General features: G+C 67.8%; 23 protein-coding genes. 4 read left to right on the top strand and 19 right to left on the bottom strand.

Going from position 1 to position 23,648, the window contains the following annotated elements; genetic code table 11:
- Positions 1 to 103 precede the first annotated feature (103 nt).
- Positions 104 to 1,291: a serine aminopeptidase domain-containing protein gene (locus CPH63_RS06370; RefSeq protein ID WP_096302075.1), complete on the bottom strand. Its 1,188-nt coding sequence runs from the start codon at positions 1,289 to 1,291 to the stop codon at positions 104 to 106.
- A complete protein-coding gene (locus CPH63_RS06365; protein WP_096302074.1) occupies positions 1,288 to 2,400 on the bottom strand; it encodes a homogentisate 1,2-dioxygenase in 1,113 nt (370 codons plus the stop codon). Before CPH63_RS06365 ends, CPH63_RS06370 begins: the two co-directional genes overlap by 4 nt.
- Before the next feature lie 215 nt (positions 2,401 to 2,615).
- On the opposite strand from CPH63_RS06365, the gene CPH63_RS06360 reads away from it, so the two are divergent.
- On the top strand, positions 2,616 to 3,773 hold the full coding sequence (locus tag CPH63_RS06360; RefSeq protein ID WP_096302073.1) for a CaiB/BaiF CoA-transferase family protein: 1,158 nt from the start codon (positions 2,616 to 2,618) through the stop codon (positions 3,771 to 3,773).
- A 130-nt stretch (positions 3,774 to 3,903) separates the two neighbouring features.
- Here CPH63_RS06360 and CPH63_RS06355 read toward each other — a convergent pair whose 3' ends face one another.
- The 12 genes from CPH63_RS06355 to CPH63_RS06300 all read right to left on the bottom strand — a co-directional run bounded on the left by CPH63_RS06355 (position 3,904) and on the right by CPH63_RS06300 (position 14,893).
- Entirely contained in the window at positions 3,904 to 4,284 is a 381-nt protein-coding gene (locus tag CPH63_RS06355) for a nuclear transport factor 2 family protein (protein WP_096302072.1), read from the bottom strand.
- Positions 4,281 to 5,225, bottom strand: a complete 945-nt coding sequence (locus tag CPH63_RS06350; RefSeq protein WP_096302071.1) for an SMP-30/gluconolactonase/LRE family protein — start codon at positions 5,223 to 5,225, stop codon at positions 4,281 to 4,283. The genes CPH63_RS06355 and CPH63_RS06350 overlap by 4 nt, the downstream gene beginning before the upstream one ends.
- Positions 5,226 to 5,276: 51 nt before the next feature.
- Positions 5,277 to 6,815 (bottom strand): class I adenylate-forming enzyme family protein, encoded by a 1,539-nt coding sequence (locus CPH63_RS06345; protein ID WP_096302070.1) that lies wholly within the window; start codon positions 6,813 to 6,815, stop codon positions 5,277 to 5,279.
- Between the two features lie 364 nt (positions 6,816 to 7,179).
- Positions 7,180 to 7,704 (bottom strand): DoxX family protein, encoded by a 525-nt coding sequence (locus CPH63_RS06340; protein WP_096304981.1) that lies wholly within the window; start codon positions 7,702 to 7,704, stop codon positions 7,180 to 7,182.
- Positions 7,705 to 7,717: 13 nt separating this feature from the next.
- A complete protein-coding gene (locus CPH63_RS06335; protein WP_096302069.1) occupies positions 7,718 to 8,593 on the bottom strand; it encodes a TIGR03619 family F420-dependent LLM class oxidoreductase in 876 nt (291 codons plus the stop codon).
- A gap of 10 nt (positions 8,594 to 8,603) precedes the next feature.
- On the bottom strand, positions 8,604 to 9,371 hold the full coding sequence (locus CPH63_RS06330) for an SDR family NAD(P)-dependent oxidoreductase (RefSeq protein ID WP_096302068.1): 768 nt from the start codon (positions 9,369 to 9,371) through the stop codon (positions 8,604 to 8,606).
- 13 nt (positions 9,372 to 9,384) lie between these two features.
- Positions 9,385 to 9,807: a Zn-ribbon domain-containing OB-fold protein gene (locus CPH63_RS06325; protein ID WP_096302067.1), complete on the bottom strand. Its 423-nt coding sequence runs from the start codon at positions 9,805 to 9,807 to the stop codon at positions 9,385 to 9,387.
- Positions 9,804 to 10,937, bottom strand: coding sequence for a thiolase family protein (locus tag CPH63_RS06320; protein WP_096302066.1), 1,134 nt, complete (start codon positions 10,935 to 10,937; stop codon positions 9,804 to 9,806). The genes CPH63_RS06325 and CPH63_RS06320 overlap by 4 nt, the downstream gene beginning before the upstream one ends.
- Before the next feature lie 39 nt (positions 10,938 to 10,976).
- A complete protein-coding gene (locus tag CPH63_RS22745) occupies positions 10,977 to 11,984 on the bottom strand; it encodes an acyl-CoA dehydrogenase family protein (RefSeq protein WP_197704600.1) in 1,008 nt (335 codons plus the stop codon).
- Complete coding sequence (locus CPH63_RS06310) at positions 11,984 to 13,171, bottom strand: acyl-CoA dehydrogenase family protein (protein WP_157749333.1); 1,188 nt, start codon at positions 13,169 to 13,171, stop codon at positions 11,984 to 11,986. Before CPH63_RS06310 ends, CPH63_RS22745 begins: the two co-directional genes overlap by 1 nt.
- Positions 13,172 to 13,182: 11 nt before the next feature.
- Entirely contained in the window at positions 13,183 to 13,566 is a 384-nt protein-coding gene (locus CPH63_RS06305) for a carboxymuconolactone decarboxylase family protein (protein WP_096302064.1), read from the bottom strand.
- The gene (locus tag CPH63_RS06300) at positions 13,556 to 14,893 is read right to left on the bottom strand and encodes an acyl-CoA dehydrogenase family protein (RefSeq protein WP_096302063.1); all 1,338 of its coding nucleotides are present in this window, start codon (positions 14,891 to 14,893) and stop codon (positions 13,556 to 13,558) included. Before CPH63_RS06300 ends, CPH63_RS06305 begins: the two co-directional genes overlap by 11 nt.
- A gap of 45 nt (positions 14,894 to 14,938) precedes the next feature.
- On the opposite strand from CPH63_RS06300, the gene CPH63_RS06295 reads away from it, so the two are divergent.
- Positions 14,939 to 15,460, top strand: coding sequence for a nuclear transport factor 2 family protein (locus tag CPH63_RS06295; RefSeq protein WP_096302062.1), 522 nt, complete (start codon positions 14,939 to 14,941; stop codon positions 15,458 to 15,460).
- A 77-nt stretch (positions 15,461 to 15,537) separates the two neighbouring features.
- Here CPH63_RS06295 and CPH63_RS06290 read toward each other — a convergent pair whose 3' ends face one another.
- The 4 genes from CPH63_RS06290 to CPH63_RS06275 are packed head-to-tail and all read right to left on the bottom strand — an operon-like array spanning position 15,538 to position 19,551.
- Entirely contained in the window at positions 15,538 to 16,773 is a 1,236-nt protein-coding gene (locus CPH63_RS06290) for a CaiB/BaiF CoA-transferase family protein (RefSeq protein WP_096302061.1), read from the bottom strand.
- Positions 16,774 to 17,727, bottom strand: coding sequence for an LLM class flavin-dependent oxidoreductase (locus tag CPH63_RS06285; RefSeq protein WP_096302060.1), 954 nt, complete (start codon positions 17,725 to 17,727; stop codon positions 16,774 to 16,776). It lies immediately after the preceding gene.
- A 1-nt stretch (position 17,728) separates the two neighbouring features.
- Positions 17,729 to 18,751 carry a phosphotransferase family protein gene (locus CPH63_RS06280; protein WP_096302059.1) on the bottom strand — a complete coding sequence of 341 codons (1,023 nt, stop codon included), beginning with the start codon at positions 18,749 to 18,751 and terminating at the stop codon, positions 17,729 to 17,731.
- Entirely contained in the window at positions 18,748 to 19,551 is an 804-nt protein-coding gene (locus CPH63_RS06275) for an SDR family oxidoreductase (protein ID WP_157749332.1), read from the bottom strand. The genes CPH63_RS06280 and CPH63_RS06275 overlap by 4 nt, the downstream gene beginning before the upstream one ends.
- Positions 19,552 to 19,783: 232 nt before the next feature.
- Between CPH63_RS06275 and CPH63_RS06270 the strand changes: the two genes are divergently transcribed.
- Both CPH63_RS06270 and CPH63_RS06265 read left to right on the top strand, forming a co-directional pair.
- Positions 19,784 to 20,560: a FadR/GntR family transcriptional regulator gene (locus tag CPH63_RS06270; RefSeq protein WP_157749331.1), complete on the top strand. Its 777-nt coding sequence runs from the start codon at positions 19,784 to 19,786 to the stop codon at positions 20,558 to 20,560.
- A 77-nt stretch (positions 20,561 to 20,637) separates the two neighbouring features.
- Positions 20,638 to 21,906 carry an amidohydrolase family protein gene (locus CPH63_RS06265; RefSeq protein WP_096302056.1) on the top strand — a complete coding sequence of 423 codons (1,269 nt, stop codon included), beginning with the start codon at positions 20,638 to 20,640 and terminating at the stop codon, positions 21,904 to 21,906.
- Positions 21,907 to 21,989: 83 nt separating this feature from the next.
- Here CPH63_RS06265 and CPH63_RS06260 read toward each other — a convergent pair whose 3' ends face one another.
- Positions 21,990 to 23,480, bottom strand: a complete 1,491-nt coding sequence (locus CPH63_RS06260; RefSeq protein WP_096302055.1) for an aldehyde dehydrogenase family protein — start codon at positions 23,478 to 23,480, stop codon at positions 21,990 to 21,992.
- Positions 23,481 to 23,648: the final 168 nt, after the last annotated feature.

Raw genomic sequence — 23,648 nt, 5'->3', positions numbered from 1 at the left:
TAGGGCGCGCGACCGCGTAGCTGCGGCCGGCGATGGTTGTCGCGAGGTGGTGCGCTTGGTGGTGGCGCTGGGAGGTTGGCGCTTGCCGGTGCCCGATTGCGGATCAGAGCTGAGGCGAGAATCCCCGTTTGGCGCACCATTCGGTGACGGTGGCCACGGCCTCGGCGAGCGGGGCTCGCTGGTCGGGGCCGGAGTAGTAGTGGGTCGCTCCGGGCACGATGTGCAGCGTCTTGTCAGGGTGCCCGACGGCCTCGTAGAGGCGGTGGGTGTGACTCGGGGTGCAGGCGTCGTCTGCGCCGTTGCCGATGACCAGGGTTGGCACCTGCAGGTCGGCCGCGCAGCGCAGCCCGTCGGCGTTGGCGTCGTCGTAGCTCCACTGCGACAGCCAGCTGCGCAGGGTGCTGAAGCGGGCCAGGCCCACTGGACCCATGTTGGCGATCCGCGGATCACCCAGGAAACACTGCCCGGGGACACGGTCGTTCGGGTCGACCGCCGGATCGAGCCAGCGCGGATCGGCCATGGTGCCGTGGGTGACGAAGCCCCGCTCCTCCTGGCCGCGTCCGCTCGCCCGTAGCTCAGCCAGCTGATTCTTGACCCAGGCCGTGATCCGCCGGTTCCGAGCGATCTGAGCGACCCGGTAGCGAGCCACGAACTCATCGCTGTACGGCGGCTGGTTCGGGTTCTTCGGGTCGTAGAGATCCAGCTCCGGATCGCGCAGGTCAGGGTTGGTCTCGTCCAGGATGGAGGCGTCCATCCACTCGGTGAGGGTGCCGTGCCGGCTGACGTGGGCCGCCAGCAGCATCAAGCCATCGGCCGGGTGCAGGCCGAGCTGGGCCAGATCGAAGGGGTCGCCGGCGGGGGTGGCGGTGACCGTCGGGCGCTGGGCCTGCTGCTGGTAGTAGAGCGAGAGAGCCCCGCCACCGCTCCAGCCGGCCAGCACGATCTTGGAGTAGCCCAGCCGCTCGCGGGCATCCCGGATGCAGGCGCCGAGATCCTGGACGACCTTCTCCATGATCAGCGCGTTGTCGACACCGCGATAGCGGCTGTTGCAGTAGATGACGTGGTTGCCCGCTTTGGCCAAGGCGTTCATCATCGGCAGGTAGGCGCCACCGCCGATCGGGTGCATGAAGACGATCGCGGTGTCGGAAGGGAGATCCCGTGGCTTCAGCAGGTAGCTCTCCAACGCGACGTAGGAAGCCGAGCCGCCATACGTGTCGCGGAAGGCCGACGTGTCATCGAAGATCACCAGATAGGGGATGCGGTCGTAACCGCGCGAGGTCTCGCTGCTCATACCTGCACCTCCCCGGCGACCTGAACCGGAGCGGCGGCCAGCACGGCCGCGCTCGGCACCAGCCGGCGGCGGGTATCGATGGCGATGATCTTCCACTCCACCCGGGAGTCCTTGTCGTAGCGGCGTCGCGAACGCTCGCGTGCCGCCTCCGGCGCACCGTGGTGCACGCCTTGCGCGGCGTGCGACAGCAGCCCGGCCGGCATGTCGATGCCGAAGACATTTCCTCCGTGATAGAAGGCGATCTCGTCGTAGTCGACGTTGCGGTGATACCAGGGGAAGCGTTCGGTGCCGGGGACGGACTCGGCCGCGCGGGGCAGGAAGTGCAGTACGTAGACCCCGGTGGCCTGCATGAACAGGTGCAGCGTCGGCGGCAGGTGCGTGCTCTCGGAGGTGAGCACGTTGTAGTCGTCGATGTTGAAGGTGAAGGGGAAGTTGTCGCCCCGCCACCCCTCGACGTCACAGGGATCGAAGGCGTAGAAGAGCGAGGTGTGCTCGCCGGAGTGGTGCAGCCGCACCTCGTACTCGGCCCGACCGTCGTCCTCGACCGGAGCGGGCTCCGGGATGACGACGAGCGCGGGGTCGAAGGGGAACTGCCGGCCACCGATGCCCGCCTCGGGAACGCGGAACTCCTCGACCGCTTCGACGATGAGGACGAAGGAACCACCCTCGTCGGGCACCTGCCGGTAGGTGGTGGCCTTCGGGATGTAGACGTAGTCACCGGGCCGGTAGCGCAGCTCGCCGAACTCGGTGACGAACTTTCCCGTGCCGCGATGCACGAAGTGCAGCTCGTCGCCGTCGACGTTGCGGACGTAGAAGGGAGCGGCGGCCGCCCGGCGGCTCAGCAGGATCCGGCAGTCGCTGTTGCTGAAGAGCATCAGCGGCTCACCGGCCGGGTCGGACAGGTCGGTGGGCTCGAGCAGGTTGGTGTCCACGTCGACGCCGGCCAGGGCACCGACAGCGCGGAATGCCGTCGGGTCGTGACGGCGATACAGCTGGGTGCTGCGCCCGGTGAAACCGGCGCGACCGAGCTCGTCGTCCTTCAGACCATCGAGGTCGGCGTGCATCCGCCGGGGGGTCTTGCCCTTGCGCAATTGAATGAACGACTCCATTGCTCCGCTTCCTTGTCGCAGTCTCAGACTGAGGGGGCCGGTCACGGTTTGCCACCCGCGCTGGCAATAGTACCGACCGATCGGTACATTACGTTTGTAGGTCGTCGTCGTCAAGCAAGACCGACGCCCATCGACTACATCACAGATAACCTCCGGTCGGGCCAAGCCGCCGCCACCGGTTCAGTACCGTCCGGCGGCGGAAGGCGGGTGTCGGCATGGGCCCACTCGATGGAATCACCGTGTTGGAGCTCGGCGGCTTCATAGCCGGTCCGTATGCGGGTCAGCTGATGGGCGACTACGGCGCTCGGGTGATCAAGATCGAACCCCCGGCCGGAGATCCCATCCGCAACTGGGGCGTGATGCGCGACGACATCGGTCTCTGGTGGCCCTCTCTCGGACGCAACAAGGAGTCGGTGCGCCTCGACCTGCGTGATCCGGCCGACCGCGCCGTAGCCGCCCAGTTGTGCAGCCAGGTCGACATCGTGCTGGAGAACTTCGCCCCCGGCCGGATGGCCCAGTGGGGCCTGGACTACGCGACGATCGCCAAGGAGAACCCGCGGCTGATTATGGTGCATGTCTCGGGCTACGGGCAGGACGGACCACGGGCCACCGATCGGGGCTTCGGCAGTATCGCCGAGGCGATGGGCGGCCTGCGCAACCTGACCGGCTTCCCCGATCGCCCTCCGGTCCGCACCGGGGTGAGCCTCGGCGACGCGACGGCCGGCCTCTTCGCCGTCGTAGGCGCCCTGGCCGCCCTGCGCGAGCGGGATGTCAGCGGAGTCGGTCAGGAGGTGGACGTCGCACTCTACGAGTCGGTCTTCGCCCTGACCGAGTCATTGCTGGCGGACTTCCAGCTCGGCGGAGTCGAGCGCTCCCGGGCCGGCAGCGCCCTCCCCGGCGTTGCGCCGTCGAACGTCTATGGCACCGAGGACGGCCACGAACTGCTCATCGCGGCCAACGGCGACAGTCTCTTCCAGCGTCTCTGCACGGCGATGGCACGCCCTGACCTGCTGGACGACCCGAAGTACCAGACCCATCAGGCCCGCGGCGCCAACGCAGCTGTCCTCGATTCGATCATCGAGGAGTGGACCTCGGCGCTACCGGTCGCACAGCTGGAGAAGCTCCTGGACGAGCACGGAATCCCGCGCGGCCGCATCTACACCCCGCAGGACATCCTCGACGACGAGCAGTACGCCGCGCGCGAGATGGTGGTTCGGATGCCGGTGGACGGACTGGCCGACCCGGTGCCGATGCCCGGGGTCGTCCCCAAGTTCAGCCGCACACCGGGGGCGATCCGGCACGTCGGCGCTCGCCTGGGCGAACACAACGACGCCGTCATCGACGAGCTCGGGCTGGCCCCGCAGGCTGGTTGAGTCGCGGTAGCGGCTACACAGACATACAAAAACAGAGGCGGGGCCGGTGCCGGCCCCGCCTCTGTCATCTGTTCAATTTCTCTCGCGAGTTGCCGCGATGGCAGCGAGTTGCCTAACCTTCCCGTGTGTCCTAGGTCGCCGGGATGAGCGAGTTGATCGGCGTTGGATCGACGTACTCCTCGATCCGGCTGACCTGCTCGGCGTCGCAGTAGACCCGCAGCATGGCCGGCATCCGGATCGGATCGCCGGCCGCTGCGGCAACCTCGACCACATGCTGCTGGATGAACCCGTCGGCGAGCACCAGACGCCGGACTTCGACGTAGTTCAGTGGCCCGACCTTGCGGGTGAGCCATCCGAGCAGCCGGATGCTCTCGGCCTTGGACTGCGAGACGTCGTCATAGTTGTGCCAGACCGCCACGTCGTCGCGGTAGATCGCCTCGAGCGTCTCCACGTCTCCCGTGGAGACCGCGGCGAAGAAGCGGTCGGCAACTGCCTCGATGCCGCCGCTCACGCGCCGACGAGGTGGTCCAGGCCGCTGAAGTTCGGGGCCAGTCCGGGACGGGCCCAATCCACCTTCAGCAGCTTGCCGGTGCTGGAGGAGGTGATGAACGCCGTCTCCAACTGCGGTCCGCCCCAGCAGATGTTGGTGATACCCGGGTCGCCGGGCAGTTCGACGAACTCCACCAGCTCTCCCTCCGGGCTGATCACCGAGATGCCCGAGTGAACCATCGAGGCCACGCAGACGTTGCCGCTGGCTTCGACGCCGAGTGAGTCGAAGTTCGTGTAATTCGCTGCGGTGTAAAGGAAGTTACCGCCGCCGGAACCGCCGAGCGACTTTCCACCGACGATCTCGCCGGGTCCGGTCACCTCCCACCACCAGACCCGCGCGGTGTAGGTCTCGCTGACGTAGAGGCGCGTGCCGTCCGGTGATAGTCCGGCCCCGTTCGGGCCTTGCATACCACCGGCCACCTGGCGAATGCTGCTGCCGTCCGCGGTGGCGTAGAAGACTCGCCCGAGATCCTCGACCGCGCCGTTGCTCTTGCCGTAGTCGGTGAAGTAGAAGCCACCGTGGGCGTCGAAGACCAGGTCGTTCGGGCCGCGCAGCCCGCTGCCGTCGCACTCGGTGTAGAGGGTCTCGACGGCGCCGGTGCTGAGGTCGACGGCCTGGATGCTGCCGGTCGTGTAATCATCCGGGGTGCCGCCGGCGAAGACGAACCCCGCGACCTCGAAGGAGCGCAGGCCACCGTTGTTGCAGAGGTAGACGCGACCGTCGGGGCCGAGCTGGGCACCGTTCGGGCCGCCGCCGACGTTGGCGACGATGGATCTGGTGCCGTCCGGAGACACCCGGGTCAGCGTGCCCCGGTGGATCTCGACGACGAGAACGTCGCCGTTGGGCAATGCGACCGGGCCTTCCGGGAAGAGGAGGCCCTCCGTCACAGTCGTGATGGTCATGAATTCACCTTTCAAATAGCTTGTTTGGGTTCGGAGTGGGGGTGGGCCCGGTCAGCCCTTGGCGCTGTACCTCTCGCGAAGCTCCCGCTTGAGGACCTTTCCGCTCACATTCTTCGGAATGGCGTCGACGAAGATCACCTCGCGCGGCTGCTTGTAGGAGGCCAAGCGGGCCTTGCACGTCGTGATGATCTCCTCGGCATTGGCCTGCTGGCCCGGGCGCAGCACAACCACCGCCGCGACTCGCTCACCCCAGCGCTCGTCGGCCAGGCCGACGACTGCGGCTTCGGCCACCGCCGGGTGGGCGTAGATCGCGTTCTCCACCTCGCTGGAGTAGACGTTCTCGCCGCCACTGATGATCATGTCCTTGATGCGGTCGACGATGTAGAGGAAGCCCTCCGCGTCCCGCCGGGCCAGGTCGCCGGTGTGGAACCAGCCGTTGCGGTTGGCGGCCGCCGTGGCGTCGGGGTTGCCGAAGTAGCCGGTGGTCACCTGGTCACCGCGGACCACGATCTCGCCCACCTGGCCGTCGGCGCACTCGACGTCGTTATCGTCGAAAACCCGCACGTCGGCCAGCGCCATCGGTTTGCCGACCGCGTCGAGCAGGTGCTCCTCGCCGGCCGCGGCCCGAATGTGCGCCGCCTTGTCGAGGGTGAGGATGTTGCCGCCGAGTTCGGTCATGCCCATGCCGGCGTAGACGACCGGCCCGAAGCGCTCGATGGCCCGGCGCAGCACCTCGGCCGGAATCTTCGAGGCGCCGTAGCCCATCCACTGCAGGCTGTCGAGCTTGTAGTCGTTCACCTTCGGGTGATCGAGCAGCATCGACATCATCGTGGGGGCGAAACCGCCGCTGGTCACCTGGTGCTCATCGACCAGCCGCATCCACAGCTCCGGCTCCCAGTTGGACATCATCAGCACTGAACCGCCATAGAACTGGTGCACCGGCGTCAGGTAACCCGCGACATGGCACAGGGGCATCGCGTTCAGGAACGACGAGTCAGCGGTCGGCTCGTAGGCCAGCACCGACTCGAGCATCGCGGTGCAGAGGTTGCGGTGGCTCAGCTGCGCGCCTTTCGGGAAGCCGGTCGTGCCGCTGGTGTACAGCAGCCAGGCAATGTCATCCTCGGCCACGCGGATGTTGGGCGGGGTGGCCGCGGCCAAACCGACAAAGTCTTCGTAGGAGGTGGCTCCGGCGGCCGCTTCGCCGATGACGATGAGCTTCTTGACCGAATCCAACTCGACCAGATGGTCGGCGATCGTCTCCAGGTACTTCGCCTGGACGATCAGCACCTGCGCGCCGGAGTTGTTCAGGATCCAGACCCACTCCTTCGGGTGGAGCCGGTAGTTGAGCATGGTGAGCGCCATGCCGGCCGACGGAACGCCGTAGTACGCCTCGACGTACTCAGGGCAGTTGTCGGCCAGCATGGCGACGCGGTCACCCTGGTTGGCGACGCCGAGCAGGGCGTTGGCCAGCCGGTTGGAGCGGGCGTAGAGCTGGGCGAAACTTCGCGAGCCTGATCCGTCGAGCATCAGCAGGGCGTTCTTGTCGGGGGTACGGTGCGCATTCAGCCGCAACACGTCACTGAAAAGCATGGGACCTTCTCTCGATCATCGCCGGTGAGTGCGACTGTTCTCAGATTGTGGGTATCCGCAACTCATGAGCGCTCTCCCGTCGGTGTCACCGCATTGACGCGCAGGTCAGAACCCGCTTCCCGCCGCAGCACCACCGTGGGCCCGGAGAGGGCTCACGTCAACCGTCAGTCGTCGTTGGCGCAGCGCCTCGGACGCTCAACCGTTCTGTACCAATCGGTCAGTACAATATGAACCTTGCGGCAGAACGTGTCAAGCGTTACATCGAGGAACGACAGCAAGCCGCCGGCGCCGGGGAGTCGAAGCGCCGGCGCGGCGGAGGTTTGGTGGTGCGGGCGGGGTGATCAGGGCCGGCCCGGTCGCCCGATCAGGAGCTGGCGTCAGCGACCGGTCGGGTCCAGAAGGTCTTCAGCTGGATGGCCGCACCGCCGAGGCCCAGGCCGGCGGCGAGCAGCCCACGGGAGAGCCCGGAGCCCCGGTTCTCCACCCCGAGGAGCCGGTCGAGGCTGTAGCGTCCGGAGCCCATGGCGGCCAGGGCGACGGCGGCGGCGCTGATGAACCCGACGTACTCCCAGCCCTCGCTGGTGATGAAGTAGCCGTTCGGCCGGTGCACGGTCTCGGCGGCGACGGCCATCGTGCCGACCACGGCCGAGGCCGCGAGTGGCGTGGCGGCACCGCAGATCAATGCCGTGCCGGCGCCCACCTCGACGACGGAGCTGAGCTGCGCCTGCAGCCGGGGCTCGCGGAAGCCGATGGAGCCGAACCAGCCGGCGGTCCCCTCCAGGCTGCGGGCATGCCGAACGCCGTGGGCGATCATGGTGCCGCCGAGCGCGAGCCGCAGCAGGCCTCGGGAGATCTCGACACTGGCGTGGTGGGTGGTCTTCGGCTTCATGGCGTCTCTCATTTCATCGCGTCTGGACGAGCTCTTCCGCGTAGTGGTCGATCATGCGCAGGCAGGCGTCACGCTGAGGCGGCAGCACGACGACGGCTCGCTCGGCCCCGGCGGCGGCGAGCACGTCGAGACGCCGTCGGGTCAGTCGCAGTTCCGACTCCGGGTCGAGTCCGACGACAGTAGTGACGTGGAAGGCGGTCATGCTCACCTCGCGCCCCGCCTCCGCCGCTTGCCGGCGCAGCTCGCCGGCCAGCCGGACGACCTCAGCGTCGGGCAGGTCGGGAGTACCGGGGCACCATCCGTCGCCATAGTCGACGACCCGAGGGATATTGCGGAAGTTCCCGCCGATCAGGATGGGCGGGAGCGGACTCGGCTTGGGCCAGCTCATCAGCGGGCTGAAGTTGACGTGTTCACCCTGGAACTCCGCGACATCCTGCGACCAGATGGCGCGCATGGCGAGGACGCGCTCCCGCATCGACACCCAGCGATCGGCGATCTCCAGGCCGTGATTGCGCAGCTCCTGCTCGCTCCACCCTCCGCCGATCCCGAAGAGCACCCGGCCCCCGCTGAGGTGGCTCAGCGACGCGACCGACTTCGCCGTGTGAATCGGGTCCCGCTCATTGACCAGGCAGATGCCGGTTCCGAGGTTGATGGTGCTGGTCGCTGCGGCGGCCGCGGTCAGGGCCAGGAACGGATCGAGCAGATGCCAGTACTCACTCGGGACCGGTAGACCGGTGCGCGAGTCGATCGGCACTCCGGAGCTCGGCGCCGGAACGTGTGAGTGATCCCCGGCCCAGAAGGATTCGAAGCCGGCCGCCTCGAGCACGCCGGCGATCTCGCCCGGAGCGATCGAGGTGTCGGTCATGAAGGAGATTGCCCCGATTTTCATGGACGTCTCCTCATCGGGCCAGATACCCGCCGTCGACCGGCAGCGCCACCCCGGTGATGAAGCTGGCCTCGTCGCTGGCCAGGAAGAGGGCCGCGTTGGCGATCTCCTCGGCCCGTCCGGTGCGCCCCAGCGGCACGTTCGCGGTGAATCCCTGGATCAGGTCCGAGACGTCGGCGTCGGAGTCGCGCCCGAAGAACTGCGGCAGCATCGTGGTCGCGATCGGTCCCGGGCAGATGGCGTTGACGCGGATGCCCAACGGCCCGAACTTCAGTGCCAGCGACTTCATCAGCAGCACCACACCGCCCTTGGTCATCGAGTAGAGCGGGCTGAGCGGCGAGCCGACGATCCCGGAGACCGACGCGGTGAAGATGACCGACGCCCGCCCGTCCGCCGCCCGCAACAGGTCCTCGCACTGCGCGGTCAGGAAGAACGCGCCCTTCAGGTTGACGTCGATAGCCAGGTCGAAGGCGTCTTCGGAGATGTCGATGCCGGAGGCGCCGGGAATCCCGGCGTGGTTGTACAGGACGTGCAACACCCCGTGCCGGGCGCGGATCTCTTCGGCCACGGTGGCCACGGCGGCGGTCTCCGCCACATTGAGCTGACGGGCCTCGGCCGAACCGCCGACTGCCTCGATCGCCGCGACGGTAGCCCTCGCGGCATCGGCGTCGAGATCGGTGACGACGACATGCGCACCCTCCTCGGCGAAGCGAAGGCAGGCGGCGCGCCCCATCCCGGAGCCCCCGGCGGTGACCAGGGCGATGCGATCTCTGAGCCTCATTGCGATTCCGTCCTCATGCTGGTGAGTTGTGGTCAGGTTGCGCGCGCCGGAAGCCGAAGGTCAGCCCGCCCTCGTACGGCGCGACCACCACCGGCGTGACGCTGTCGCCGCGCTCGGCCTCGCCGTCGATCAGCCCGATCACACAGATTCCTTCGGGAAATTCGGCCACTCCGACCAGGTACGGGGCGATGACCAGCGACCCCGGTGGCTGCGCGTGCACACCGGTGAGAACTCGTAGCCGCGCGGGCCCGGCCAGGTCGATCGGGGTGCAGGGGCTGCCGCAGGCGGCACACTCGACCCGGCGCGGAAAGTGCACCCGCCGGCACGACGTGCAGTGGGAGGCCCCGAGCGTGGTCTGCGCCCCGGGGTCGGCGGCGGCGAAGAGGGCGGGCGGGGCCGGATGCTCGCCGTCGAAGACGCCCGTCAACGCGCTCACTTGTGCACCACGACGACGCAGGAGTTGTGCCCGGCGCCCATCACATGACTCAGGCCGACCTTCGGATTGTCGAGTTGGCGCAGCCCGGATCGGCCACGCAGCTGTTCGACCAGTTCATGTATCTGGCCGAGCCCGGAGGCGCCGAGCGGTTCGCCCTTGGAGAGCAGGCCCCCGGAGACATTCACCGGGATACGTCCGCCGATAGTCGTCGCACCACTACGCAGCAACTGCGCCTCCTCGCCCGGTTCGCAGAGTCCGAGGTCGGAGTAGGCGATGAGCTCGGAGGCGGCGTCGGTGTCCTGGCATTCGACGAAGTCCACCGCGTCGATCGACACACCGGCGTCGGCCAACGCCAGCGCAGTCGCTCGCGAGGTGAGGCTGGTCTTCTGGGCCGGATAGGAGGGCGCGGGCACGAACCAGTCGTCCGGTCCACGCGAGACCAGCCCGATTCCGGCCAGCGTGACGAGGTCACCGAGCCCGCGGCGGCGGGCCTCGCGGCGGCTCATGAGCAGGACGGCGGCCGCCCCCTCGTTCGGTGCGCAGAGCATCAGCAGTGTCAGCGGAGGCGAGATCTGGCGGCTGGCCAGCACGTCCTCACGGGAGATCGGCTTGCGGAACATCGCGTTCGGGTTGTCCACCGCATGCCGATGGTTCTTCACCGAGACGTCGGCCAGGTCGGCCAGCGTGACGTCGGTCGAATCCATCAGCTCCTGGGCCTGGATGGCGAAGTACATCGTGTTTACGCCGAGCCCGTTCTCGATCTGCCACGGCTCGAAGCCGGAGGAGGCGATGAATCCCTTCGGTGCCTTCTCGACCCCGATGCAGAGCACGATGTCGGCCCCGCCGCCCTCGATGAGGCGGGCGGCCATGAAGAGTGCGGATCCGCTGGAGGCGCAGGCCGCCTCGACGTTGATGATCGGCACGCCGATACGGGCCACCCGATCCATGATGTTGTGCCCCTTGGCCATCTCGGCCCCGACGTTGGCCACGAAGACCATGTCGATGTCCCGCGGGTCGACCCCGGAGTCGGCCAGGCAGTCACGCGCCGCGTACTCCCCCATCTCACGGCATCCGTAGTCGAAGCGCCCAAAGGGATGGATGCCGACGCCGGCGATCACGACCTCACGCATGACGGCCTCCAAGAATTGTCCGATGGGAGAAGCGGATTCTCATAGCGCAACCAGAGGCTGCGGTACCAGTCCGGTGGAGAGCGCCTGCGCACCGAGTTCCACCTCGGCCGCCTCACAGCCACCGAGGAGAGAGTCGAGCAGATACGCCCGCCGAACCAGGCGATGCAGTCCGAACTCGGCTGTGAAACCCATCCCGCCACAGACCTGCTGGGCCTGGGCGACGGCGGCCAGAGCGGCCCGGCCGGCGGCGGCCTTGATGAGGTTGACCGCGGTGTCGGCGGGAAGGGTGTCGTCCGTGGCGCTGGCCAACTCCCACGCCCCCATCCGGGCGATCTCCACCTCGGCCAGCCGATGGCGCACGACCTGGAACGCCGCGAGCGGCCGGCCGAACTGCTGCCGCTCACCGACGTGCTGGACCGCGCGTCGGGTCGCCTCGGCGGCGATGCCGAGCAGTTCGAAGGCCAGTGCCCGGGCCAACCGGGTGCGCAGGTCGTCCCAGTCCACGTCGAGCACCGACGTCACCGCCGACCGCTCGACGGAGCCACGCAGGGTGCAGACCTCGAGGTCGGGGTCGAAGCCGGGGGACGGGGTGCGCACCAGGCCGGCGCCGCCCACCAGCAGCACCCCGTCGTGCCGGGTCGCCAGTGCGTAGCCCGACGACTTCGAGGCCGATGCCGATGCGCCGGCGTCGGCAGCGGAGGCGGCCAGCACGATGCCGTCGACGACGACCAGATCGCCGTCCAGCCGGGCCGGCGCGGCCATCCGGCCGGGACCGGGGAGCACCAGCCGGGCGGCGAGCGCGGCCGGCGGACGCAGCGCCGCGTAGTCGAGTAGCGGGGAGGCGGCCAGGTACCGGCCGTGGGTTTCGAAGAGGGCGGCGAGCGCGAGCGGATCCGACCAGACCTGCCCCCCCATCCCGGAATCGACGATCTCTTCGATCAGCGTCTCGGCTTGGGCATTGGAGAGGAGCTCGGTCGCCAACTCCGCGAAGAGGCCCCGCTCCTGCTCGCTCATCAACTGCTCGCTCATCAGCGCGTCGTCTCTCATCAGCGCGTCCGGGGCAGCATCAGAACCCGCTCGGCGACGATGTCACGCTGCACGTCGATCGCGCCGCCGAAGATGGTTGTGGCGCGGCTGTAGAACCATTCCTCGCGCTGCGTCGTGCTGCCACCGGCGTCCGAAAGGGCCATGCCGTCCCAATCGAGCAGGCGGAGCGCGTCGAAGGTGGCCTGCTCAGCGATACCCAGCAATGCCTTGTCGATGGATATCTCCGGCCCGGGATTCTCTCCGTCGGAGAGACGATGGACGGTGCGCCGGGAGCGGGCTCGCAGCATCGCGGTCGCCTGGATCGCCCGCCCGAGCGCCTGCTCGGCGGCCGGGCCGGGCTTCGTTCCACGGCCGGCCACCAGCCTCGCCGCCTCCCGGAGCCGGCGGTGCAGCACGGCCTGACGCAGCCAGGCGTACATGCCCCGTTCAAACTGCAGCAGATACATCGCAGCGGCCCAGCCGCCACCGACCTGCCCGATGACGCCCGAAGGTGGGATGTCGACCTCATCGAAGAACATCTCGGCAAATTCGGCGCGGCCGTTCGACGCCTCGATCGCCCGGACGGTGACGCCGGGACTCCGTAGATCGACCCAGATCATGGTCAATCCCCGGTGGGCGCTCGCCGCGTCGCCAGTGCGGGCCAGCACCGCCGCGTACTGCGAGAACTGCCCGAGGGTGGTCCAGACCTTCTGCCCGCTGAGCCTGAAGCCGTCGCCTTCGGGGCGGGCCCGGGTGCGCAGCTGGGCGAGGTCGCTACCCGCTTCGGGTTCGGAGAATCCCTGACACCAGATCTCTCGTCCCTGCAGGAAGGCCGGCAGGTGAACTGCCGCGATCTGCGGCGCGTACTCGACCAGCAGCGACGCCAGCGTCTCCATCATCACGTACGCCTCGGGAATCTCGATCCCGGCGCCGGCCAGCTCGTCATAGAGCACCGCCCGCAGAATGGCGGGACCGCCCAGCCCGCCGGCCCCGACCGGCCAACCCCAGCGCCCCCAACCTGCGTCGTGAAGCATCGACATGAGGCCGCGATCGTGCTCGACGTCCTGGGCAATCTCGCCGTTCGCGCTGCGACGGCGATACGGCTCGAGTTCGGCGTCGTGTTCGCCCAGCCAGTTCCGCAACCGGATGACGTGCTCGGCCACCCCGGGGACGGACTCCCCGTGCTCGGCCGATGTCACGAGACTCATCGGGGCCGCACTCACGCGTGCCGGCCGTGTACTGCGAGCACCGCGTCGAGTTCCTGCATGCCCTCCAGGGCAGCCGGAAATCCCGAGTAAACCACGAGCATCTTCATGATCTCCCGCAGCTCGGCTTCGGCGATCCCGTCCTGCAGGGCGCCGTGCAGGTAGTTGCGCAGCTGATTGCGACGAGTGGTGGCGCTGAGCATGGCGATGGCGACCAGCATCCGGTCCCGGTGCGCTAGCGCCTCGCCGGCCCACACCTCTCCGAAGACGAACTCGTCGGCCCAGCGGGCCACCGTCGGGTCGAGGGACACCAGTGCCTCCTGCAGCCGGTCGGCCTTTGCCCCCTGGGCCCGGCGCCGCCGCTGCGGCCCGGCCTGGTCGGTTTGGCTATCGGCCATGACGGGCCAGCGTCTCGGCGTAGAGCTCCCGGGCCTGGGCCACCAGCGCCGGAATGTGCTGGGAGGGGAAGGTACCGGGATGGGACTCAACGCTCTTCAGCAGTTCGCGGGCGATGGTGATCTTGTGGATCTCGGTCGGGCCGTCGGCGATGCCCACGTGCAGTCCGTTGACGATCATGCTGACGAACGGCATTTCATCGGATATTCCAAGCGATCCGTGGATCTGCAGGGCCTTGGTGGCGACGTCGACCAGGGTGCGGCCGGCGATCACCTTCGACGCCGCGATGTCCTTACGGACCTTCTTGTAGTCGTTGTACTTGTCGATCTTCCAGGCCGTCTGCAGCACGAAGAGGCGGAACTGTTCGATCGACATCCAGGCGTCGGCGATCATGTCCTGCACCAACTGCTTGTTGCCCAGCACCTCACCCTGGGTGAAGCGGGACTGGGCCCGTTCGCACATCATCTCGAACGCGGCCTTCATATGTCCGACGCTGCGCATCGCGTGGTGCACCCGCCCGCCGGAGAGCCGCGTCTGGGCGACCAGGAACCCCTCCCCGACGCCGCCGAGGATGAAGTCCTTGGGGATCCGGACGTCGTTGTAGCGGATATAGCTGTGGTCGCCGCCGCCCTCTCCCTCGACCCAGCCGGCGACGCCGACGTGACGCACGAACTCGACGCCGGGAGTCGCCGTCGGTACGACGAACATCGACATGCGCCGAGACGGGGCCGCGTCCGGGTCGGTCACCGCGAGCACGATCAGGATCTCGGCCCAGCGCGCGTTTGAGGAGAACCACTTCTCGCCGCTGATCACCCACTCATCGCCATCGCTGCGGGCGGTCGTGGTGAAGACCTTGGGGTCCGACCCACCCTGCGGCTCGGTCATGGAGAAGGCCGAGAACATCGTGCCTTCCAGGAGGGGTTTGAGGTAACGCTGCTTCTGCTCGTCTGTTCCGTAGTGGGCGAGGATCTCGGCGTTGCCGGTATCCGGTGCGGCACAGCCGAAGACGACCGGCCCGACCGTCGGACCGGGACCGGTGCGCCCCAGGATCTCGTTGAGCAGGGCGAGCTTCACCTGACCGAATCCGGGGCCGCCCAGCTCCGGGCCGAGGTGGCTGGCCCAGAGTCCCTGACGGCGAACCTCCTCCTGCAGCGGAGGCACCAGCTCCTGCCGCACCGGGTCATTGAGGTCGAGCGGATGGTTGATCACGTATTGCAGCGGCTCGACCTTGGTGCGAAGAAAGTCATCCGCCCAGTCGAGCTTGGCCTGATACTCAGGATCGGTCTCGAAGCCCCACACAGTGTTCTCCTCGCTGGCGTCATCTGTCATTCTGACAATAATGCGTATGAATAGCCTGGTCAACGTGCATCAGCGATGATCAGTCGGGAAGTAAACGGAGAGGACGACATGGAGCTCGACGCGCAACTACGGCAACTGCTTGACCGCAGCGAGATAATCGACCGCAAACATGCCTACATTCGGGCGGCGGACGCCTGCGACGCAGAGCGCATGGTCGCGCGCTTCACCGAGGATTGCCGGATCAGCTACACCCCTGACGGGCCGCCCCTGCTGGGCCGGGAGACGCTGCGCGAGTGGTACTCGACTCGTCTCACCTCGGTCGTGGCCAGCAGCCATCACGTCTCGAACTTCGAGTTCGTCTTCAGCGACGCCGACACCGCAACCATGTATTGCTACCTGTACTCCTGGCAGCGGTTCGCGCAGTACCCCGCGGTGGCCGACCGTCACCGCTACGCGCGCTACATCGACACCTGGGTTAGGCACCACGACGGCTGGTGGCAGGTGTCGCTGACCTGCCTGGTGGCCGGCGAGTTCTCCTCCGACCGGCCGCTGCGGATCGGTGAGTACCTCGACTGGGATCGCGAACTGCGCGGATAGGTGGCACGCCCGTTCGCCCCTGGGCTGCGCCCACGCTTCCGCTGTGCGATCTCTGGACGTCGAAGCGATCCGGGGTGCTAGACCACGCCGTCGGCCCGCCAGCCGGCCAGCTCGTCCTCGCTGTGCCCCAGTGATCGCAGCACGTCATCGGTGTCCGCCCCGAGTTGCGGTCCGGTGCGCCGCACCGAGCCGGGGCGTCGGACGAGCCGGGGAATGACCCCTTGCATTCGCAGCGGGCCCAGGTCCTCGTCGGCGATCGTGATGATGTCGCCCCGTTCGGCGAAGAGTGGATCGACGAGGATGTCCATGCCGCTGAGCACCGGAGCCGCGACCACCTCGCACTCCTTCATCGCCGCCAGGGCGTCGTCCAGCTTCCGTTCGGAGATCCAATCCCGAAGGCGGGCGTCCAGTTCGGGAACCCGCTCCCGCAGCTGCTGCTGGGTCTGGAAGTCGGCCGGGTCCTGGCCGATGAGGGTCGCGATGTTCATGACCGAGCGGGGCGTTCCCGAGGTGACGGTCAGCCAGCGCCCGTCCGCCGATTCATAGGTGTTCACCAGCACCCCCGGGGCGATCGCCAGTTGATTGCCGGCCCGCGGCGGTGCATAGCCCAGCTGATCGGCGACGACGACCTGCCAATCTATGAGTCGGAAGAGCGATTCGTCCAGGGCCAGGTCGATGAGTTCCCCTTGGAAATCCGGATCGAGGCGATCGACCATGGCCGCGCAGATCCCGAAGGCGCCCATCAGCGCCGTGACCGTGTCAGCGTGCGAGAAGCCCGCGTGCACCGGTGGGGCGTCGGCGAAGCCGGTCACGGCCACCACGCCGCTGCGCGCTTCGCCGACCTTGCCGAAGCCGGGCTCGTTGGCCGACGCCGCCGCCAGGCCGTTGCCACTGACGTGCAGCATGACCAGCTTCGGGTGCCGCACGTGCAGGCTCTCCCAGTCCAGTTCCCACTTGCGGAGGGTGTTCACCCGCATGTTCGTGATGAGAACATCGGCCCAGCCGACGAGTTCATGGGCCAGCGCCTGCCCGGCCGGCTGCCGCAGATCGATGGTCACCGATCGCTTGTTGCGCCCGGAGACCTTCCACCACAGGTGGGTGCCGTCCTTCAGCGGCCCCTGCCGGCGGGCCGCGTCCCCGACCTTCGGATCCTCGACGTGCACGACCTCGGCTCCGAGATCGGCCAGCAGAGTGCCGGCCATCGGGCCGGCGACCAGGTGCGCCAGCTCCAGCACCTTGACCCCGGCCAGCGGTCCCTGGCCGCGCGCAGCCCGGTCACTGGGCGGCTGCGACTGCTTCTGCTGAGTGGTCATCTACTCGGTCAGCGCCATCTGGCTGGTGAGCGCGGCCCGCACCATCGGCAGCACACCGCTGCCGATCAGCTCGATCTGCTCGGCGACCAGCTCCGGGCGTGTGGCGTAGGCATCGATCCGGATGTTCAGTGCCGTGCAGCCGGAGGTGAGCAGCGCCGAGACCAGCCGCTCGGCGACATCCTCGGCCGATCCCAGGAGCAGCGCGCTCTCGTCGGCCTGCAGCCAGTCGGCGCTACCCGGCGCCTGGGCCCGCCAGTGCTCCATGCTCCCGGCGAAGCCCGAGGCGGCCTGACCCACGTGAATGCGCCTGATCAGCACGGCCGGACCGGCACCACCGGCTTCCCGATACTCATCGACTATTGCCCTCAATTCATTGGGTGGACGTAGCGAAGTGGCCAGGATCCCGAGGCCGAGGCCGCCGGCCCGATGCGCCCCCACCGGGCCGCCGATGCCGACCAGCAGCGGCAGCGACGCGCCCGTCGCTTGGGCAATGGCCGGGTCCGCCGCCAGCGGTGACTCATCCTCGAAGACGGCGCGAATCTTCGCCACGCCTTCCCAGAGCATTCGATGGCGGCTATCGAAGTCGACCCCGATCACCTCGAAGTCACGCCGCTGGTATCCGGCGACGAAGGCGGCGCCGACGCGCCCCGGATACGCCGCCGCCAGCCAGGCCAGATCCTCGGCGACCGGGATCGGGTTGCGCAGCGGCAGGACGGTCGGCGCCGCGACGGCCCAGCCCCGCTCCAGACGCGCCAGCAGCAGGGCCGAGATGGCCAGGGGGCTCGAAACATACCGGGGAAACCCGGCGTGATGCTCGCTGATCGTGACGCCGTCGAAGCCGGCGGCGACGGCGGCTCGGGACTCGGTGGTCATTCGGGTCAGCACCTCGCTCGCCGTCCCACCGACGGCCGAGAGTCCCAGCGAGATCGTCCCGGGCGCGAATGGCTTCGTCACGTCAGTGCTCCATGCTCTCGAGCTTCTCGATGCCGGTCTCGACGAGTCGGGCAATCGTGGGTGGCAGCTTCTCCTGGAACGGGTCGTGATGGCGGCCCTCGCGATGTCGGCGCAGGTTGTGCGCCATGATCGCCGCCATCTTGAATCGCCCGAACGCCTCGAACCATTCGAGGTTCCCGAACTGCCGGCCGCCAGCGTCGCGATAGCACTGGGCCAGCTCCGCACTGCTGGGCAGGCCGGCGACGCGTTCGCCGATGCCGGGGAAGAGGTCGGGGTCGCAGAAGACGAGGAACCAGCCGAGATCGATCCCGGGATGGGTGCGTCCCCAGATCTCCCAGTCGATCAAACCGGTGGGGGTCGGGCCGTCGTAGACCAGATTTCCCAGCCGGAAGTCCCCGTGCACCAGCACTGACGGCGCGTGCGGCGAGGGGATCTGCGCCTCGAGCAACGTCGCCAGCCGCTCGCCGCCGACGAGGATCTGCGGATCGGCCGCCGCACCGGTGGCTCGCCAGCGCTCCAGCTCCAGCTGCAGGTCGGCCTCCGGCTCCGGCTCACCTTCCGGGGTGTCGGGGAAATCGGTCACCCGGTGCAGGGCGGCCAGCATTCTCGCAGCCTGTATCGCACGATCGGTCACCAGTTGAGCCGGCAGGTGAACCCGAGCGGCATCCAGCACCGGCTCCACCGCCTCGCCGGCGCTCCGGGTCATCACGTAGAAGTGCACGGGCACGGTTCCCGTCGCCAGTACTGCCGGCACCACCACACCCTCGGACGACGCGACCGCGGTCAGGATGCGCGCCTGTCGGAGCACGTCGTGCCGCCCCACCGGGCTGCGGCCGGCCGGGGCCGCCTTGACCACGACCTGCTCCGTCCCGGCCATCCCGCTCGTGCCGAGTCCGTCCACGTCGGCCAGCAGGGTAACCCCGGAGCGACCGCCCTCGAGCGTGACCAGACCGGTGACCCGGACCCCATCGCCCAGGGCCTGCGCGATGGAGGTGGCCAGGCCGCTGAACAGGTCAGGCGTCATTCGTAGACACCGATGAGGTCGGCCGGTTCGCCACCGACGTGGAACCGGCCGCCATCGACCCGGATGACTGAACCGGTGACCCAGCGGGCGTCCGGGCCGAGCAGGAAGGCGATCGCCCCCGCGATGTCATCCGGCTCACCGAGGCGCTGCAGGGGAACCAGGCGCTCCTCCTGGGGCAGTCGATCACCCTCCCAGAGCACCCGGGCCAGGTCGGTCCGCACCAGTCCGGGGGCCACGGCGTTCACCGTGATTCCCAACGGACCCAATTCACGGGCCAGGGTGGCCGTCATGCTCTCCAACGCCGCCTTGCTTGCGGTGTAGGGGCCGGTCACCGAATGCACTCGCTGGGCGCCGGTGGTCGAGACGTTCACCACGGCCCCGTCGCGCAGGCCGGCCCGGACCGCGCACTGCACCAGGGCGAGTGCCGGCCAGGTGTTCGCGACCATGGTCTTGACGAAGCCGTCCCGGTCGACATCCATCATCTTCCCGTAGGTCGCGGTGGTCGCGGCGTTGTTCACGACGTAGTCGATGCCCCCGAACTCCCGCACCGCAGTGTCGATGAGCAGTTGCGGCAGCTCCGGGTTGTTGACGCTGCCGCGCACGCCCACTGCTCGGCCGCCGGTGTCGAGGACCCGCTTCACCTCGAGTTCCAACGTTTCGGGATCACGGCCGTTCATCACGACGGCCACTCCGCGGTCGGCCAGTCGCTGGGTCGTCGCCCGCCCGATGCCGCGAGTCGCTCCAGTTACCACCGCCACCTTGCTCGACGGCGAAGCCGCTGCGGGCTCAGATTCGTTCACACGTGCCTCCATCCGAATCTCTGATTATTATCCGATAGAATGCCGTAGAGTCAACGGATCAGAAGAACTTCCTCCGAGATGCACCTATTTCACCGAATAAACTGCATACTTTCAGGACGGGGCTTTTGGGGAGGGGACACCGGGCCGCAATGTCGCGGGCGCGGCTCGAACCTCCCGGTAACCTGTGAGGGTCGCGCGTCACCCGACCGCACACGATGAACCGGAGGGCACGGTGCCACCAGCAGGGACAACCGCGAACAACGTCGCGGACATGGGGCGCGTCACGTCTCGCCGGCGCACCGAGAAGATCGCTGAGACCGTGGCTCGTCAGATTCTGCGCGACATCAAGCGCCAGGACCTGCAGGCTGGAGCGATGCTGCCGCCGGAGAGCGTCATGCTCGAACGCTTCGATATCGGACGCGGCTCGCTGCGCGAAGCGCTGCGGATCCTCGAAGTCAACGGACTGGTCACCATCAAGACCGGCCCGGGCGGCGGCCCGATCGTCGCCTCGATGGACCCGCAGAACTTCGGCCAGATGTCGACGCTGCATCTGCAGTCGATCGGAGCGACCTACCGTCAACTGCTCGAAGCCCGCACCGAGTACGAAGCCCTGCTAGCTCGCATGGCCGCCCAGCAGCCGGGCAACGAGGCGGCTGAACGGGTACGGGCGGCGATGGAGCGGGGCAAGGAGCCGACCACGGACGACTCGACCTACGCCGCGGTCACCAGCGGGTTTCACGCCACGGTCTGCGACGCCGGCGGCAATCCGGTGATCGCGCTGGCGGCGAAGTCGATCCAGAGCATCTGGTCGCAGCGCGTCACCACCGTGCTCTTCTCGGCCGAGGATCGCCCCGAGGTGATCCATCAGCACGAGGCCATCACCAAGGCCATCGAGAAGCACGACGCCCGCCGGGCGGACAAGCTGATGCGCGAGCACATGGAGCACTACCAGCAGTACTGCGAGATCCGGTATCCGGCCCGGATGGACGACGTCGTCGACTGGAGTTAGCCAGCTGTCCTTGTATTTATGCGCATCAACCGCTTAAATGGAGTCATCCCACTACTTGCTTTTCAGATGGAGGCTCCATGACTGTCATGGAAACATCACCGGCCGAGGTCGACACCCTGAAAGATGTCAGGATCATCGACTGCGACGCGCACTTCACAGAACCAGCGGAGCTGTGGACGTCGCGAGCGCCGGAGCACCTGATCAACCGGATGCCGATCCTGCGAACCGTCGACGGCATCACTGCCTGGTACATCGAGGGTGAGCTCTGGGCCAGCATCGGCGGCAACACCATCCAGACCGACAAGGATGGCAACGCCCACAAGGTCCACGGCACCCACGTCGTGCAGCCCTACGAGCTGATCGACAAGTCGGCCTTTGCCGTGAAGGAGCGGCTGGAGCTGCTCGACAGCATCGGCGTCTACGCCCAGATCCTCTACCCCAACGGCATCGGCTTCGCATCCAATCACATCTTCGCCATCGAGGATCTCGAACTGCGGACCGCAGTGCTGCAGATCTACAACGATTTCCTCATCGACGTGCAGACCGAGTCCAACGGCCGGCTCTTCCCACAGGGGCTGCTCCCGGTCTGGGACATGGACCTCACCGTGGGTGAGATCAAGCGCCTCTCCGCCCGGGGTATGAAGGGCTTCACCATGTCGGACAAGCCGGAGATGATCGGCCTGCCCGAACTCTGGGAGGACTACTGGACTCCGATGTGGCAGCTGTTGAACGACAACCACCTGGTCGCGAACTTCCACATCGGTGCCGGCTCCCGAAAGGAGGAGATCGAAGCGATCCGAAACTCCCGCAACCAGCCGCGCTCCACGCAGCGGCTAAGCGGCTCCGCCGTGAGCCCGACCTGGTCGCAGTTCGGCCACCAGCGGCGGCTGGCCGCGTTCTCGACCCAGATGTACATGAGCAATCTGCGCATCATCGTGAACCTGTGCATGAGCGACCTCTTCGACCGCTTCCCCAATCTGAAGATCGTCTCGGCCGAGAGCGGCATCGGCTGGATCCCGTTCATGCTCGAGGCACTGGAGTTCCAGTTCGACGAGATGGTGACCGAGGAGGACGAGGTCAACATGACCCGCAAGCGCCCGTCGGAGTACTTCCGTGACCACATCTACGTGATGTTCTGGTTCGAGAAGAGCGGTCCGGAGAAGCTCATCGAGACGATCGGCGTCAACAATGTGCTGGTGGAGACGGACATTCCACACCCGACCTGCCTCTACCCCAACCCGAAGGAGCACTTCATCCGGGTGCTCGCCGACCTGCCGGTTGACGTCAAGAAGCGCGTGCTTCAGGACAACGCCGTCGAGCTGTACAACATCGAACTGCCGCAGTAAGACTGCGGCGCCGCCAAGGAATTCCTGCTAACGGCGGGGGACCGCGACTAGGGTCGCGGGCCCCCGCCGTCTGCGCGCTGCACTCAGCCGGTGGCCCATTGGATGTGCTGGGGCTCCAGATACTCGAGGATCCCCCACTTGCCGACCTCACGCCCCACCCCGCTGACGCCGAAGCCGCCCATCGGCGCGTCCGGGCGGAAGCCGCCGCCGCCGTTGATCGTCACCGCGCCGACCCGCAATCGCCCGGCCAGCGCCCGGGCCGCGTCGAGGTCGGGTGAGAAGAGATAGGCGTGCAGCCCGTAGCGGGAATCATTGGCCAGCGCGACCGCCTCCTCCAGGTCGTCGTAGGGCGTGGCGATGGCGACCGGACCGAAGACCTCCTCCTGGGCGATCGGCCAGGAGTTGTCGACGTCGCAGAGCAGCACCGGGTTGGTGTACCAACCATGGGCGATCTCCGGCCGACCACCGCCGGCGACGACGGTGGCTCCCTGGGCGATGGCTGCGTTCACATAACCCTCGACGCGATCGCGGTGGGCTTGGGAGATCATCGGACCCACGACCGTCGCCGGGTCGAGCGGATCACCGACCGGGATCTCGGCGTAGACGCGCCGGCTGACGGCGAGGAACTCCTCCCAGTCCTCCCGCGGCACGAGCAGCCGGGTCGGTGCGGCGCAGGCCTGGCCACCGTTTCGGCAGTACCTCAGGTGCAGGCCGGGCGTGACGGCGGCGATGTCGCTGCCAGGCATCAGGATGGCCGGTGACTTACCTCCGAGCTCCAGGACGACGCCGCGTAGATTCGCCGCCGCCTGCCGCATGACCTCGGTCCCGACCGCCGTTGATCCGGTGAACGCGATCTTGTCCACGCCGGGGTGCTCAGTCAGCCGACGGGCAACCTCGGCCTCGCCGGCGATGACGTTGACGACCCCCTCCGGCAGGCCGCACTCGGCGATCGCCTGGGCCAGCAGCATCGTCGAGATCGGCGTTCGCGGGGACGGCATGAGCACCACCGTGCAGCCGGCGGCCAGCGCGGCGCCCAGCTTGTGCACGGCCAGCGTCAACGGGAAGTTGTAGGCCGAGATGGCCGCAACCACTCCGACCGGCCGGTAGGCGACCTCGCTCTTCGAGGCCACCGGACGGCTGTGCACCCCGAGATCCTCAGTGCGATCCACCGCGGCTTGATCGGCATACCAGCGCAGGTGATCGATGGGCCACACCACGTGCAGCGGCCCGGCGATCGAGATGGGCGTCCCGAGCTCGGCGATGATGGCCTCGGCGAAGCGATCGGCGTAGGCCTCGAAGGTATCGGCGAAGCGATGCAGGGCGGCCCGGCGGTCGCGGCCGGTCATCGACGCCCACGGTCCTGATGTGAACGCCTGACGGGCCGCGCCGACGGCAGCGTCGACCTGCTCGGCGTCGGCCGTCGCGATCCGGGCGATGACCTGCTCGGTGGCCGGGTTCTCGACGACGATCGGTTCCCCCCGGCCGGCCACGAACGCACCCCCGATGAGCAGCGGCAGGGCGTCCCACCGAGCATCGATCGCTTCCTTTGGTTTCTCCGTCAAGTCGACAGACATTGGCTTCCCTTCACTCCGTGCCGGCCAGCCGCGGCGGCCGGTTCGACATCGGGCCGGTGTGACCCGATAATGATGTTCTTGACTATCATGCGCATAAAACCCTAGGTTAGTCACTAGGCGATCAACATTGCGCGACAACCGAGTGGCAACGGAATGGGTGAGACAGAC

Origin of the sequence: Jatrophihabitans sp. GAS493, from assembly GCF_900230215.1 — a bacterium.
Lineage (GTDB): Bacteria > Actinomycetota > Actinomycetes > Mycobacteriales > Jatrophihabitantaceae > MT45.
The sequence above is the reverse complement of the archived record's forward strand: the minus strand, read 5'-3'. Positions and strand labels throughout refer to the sequence as shown.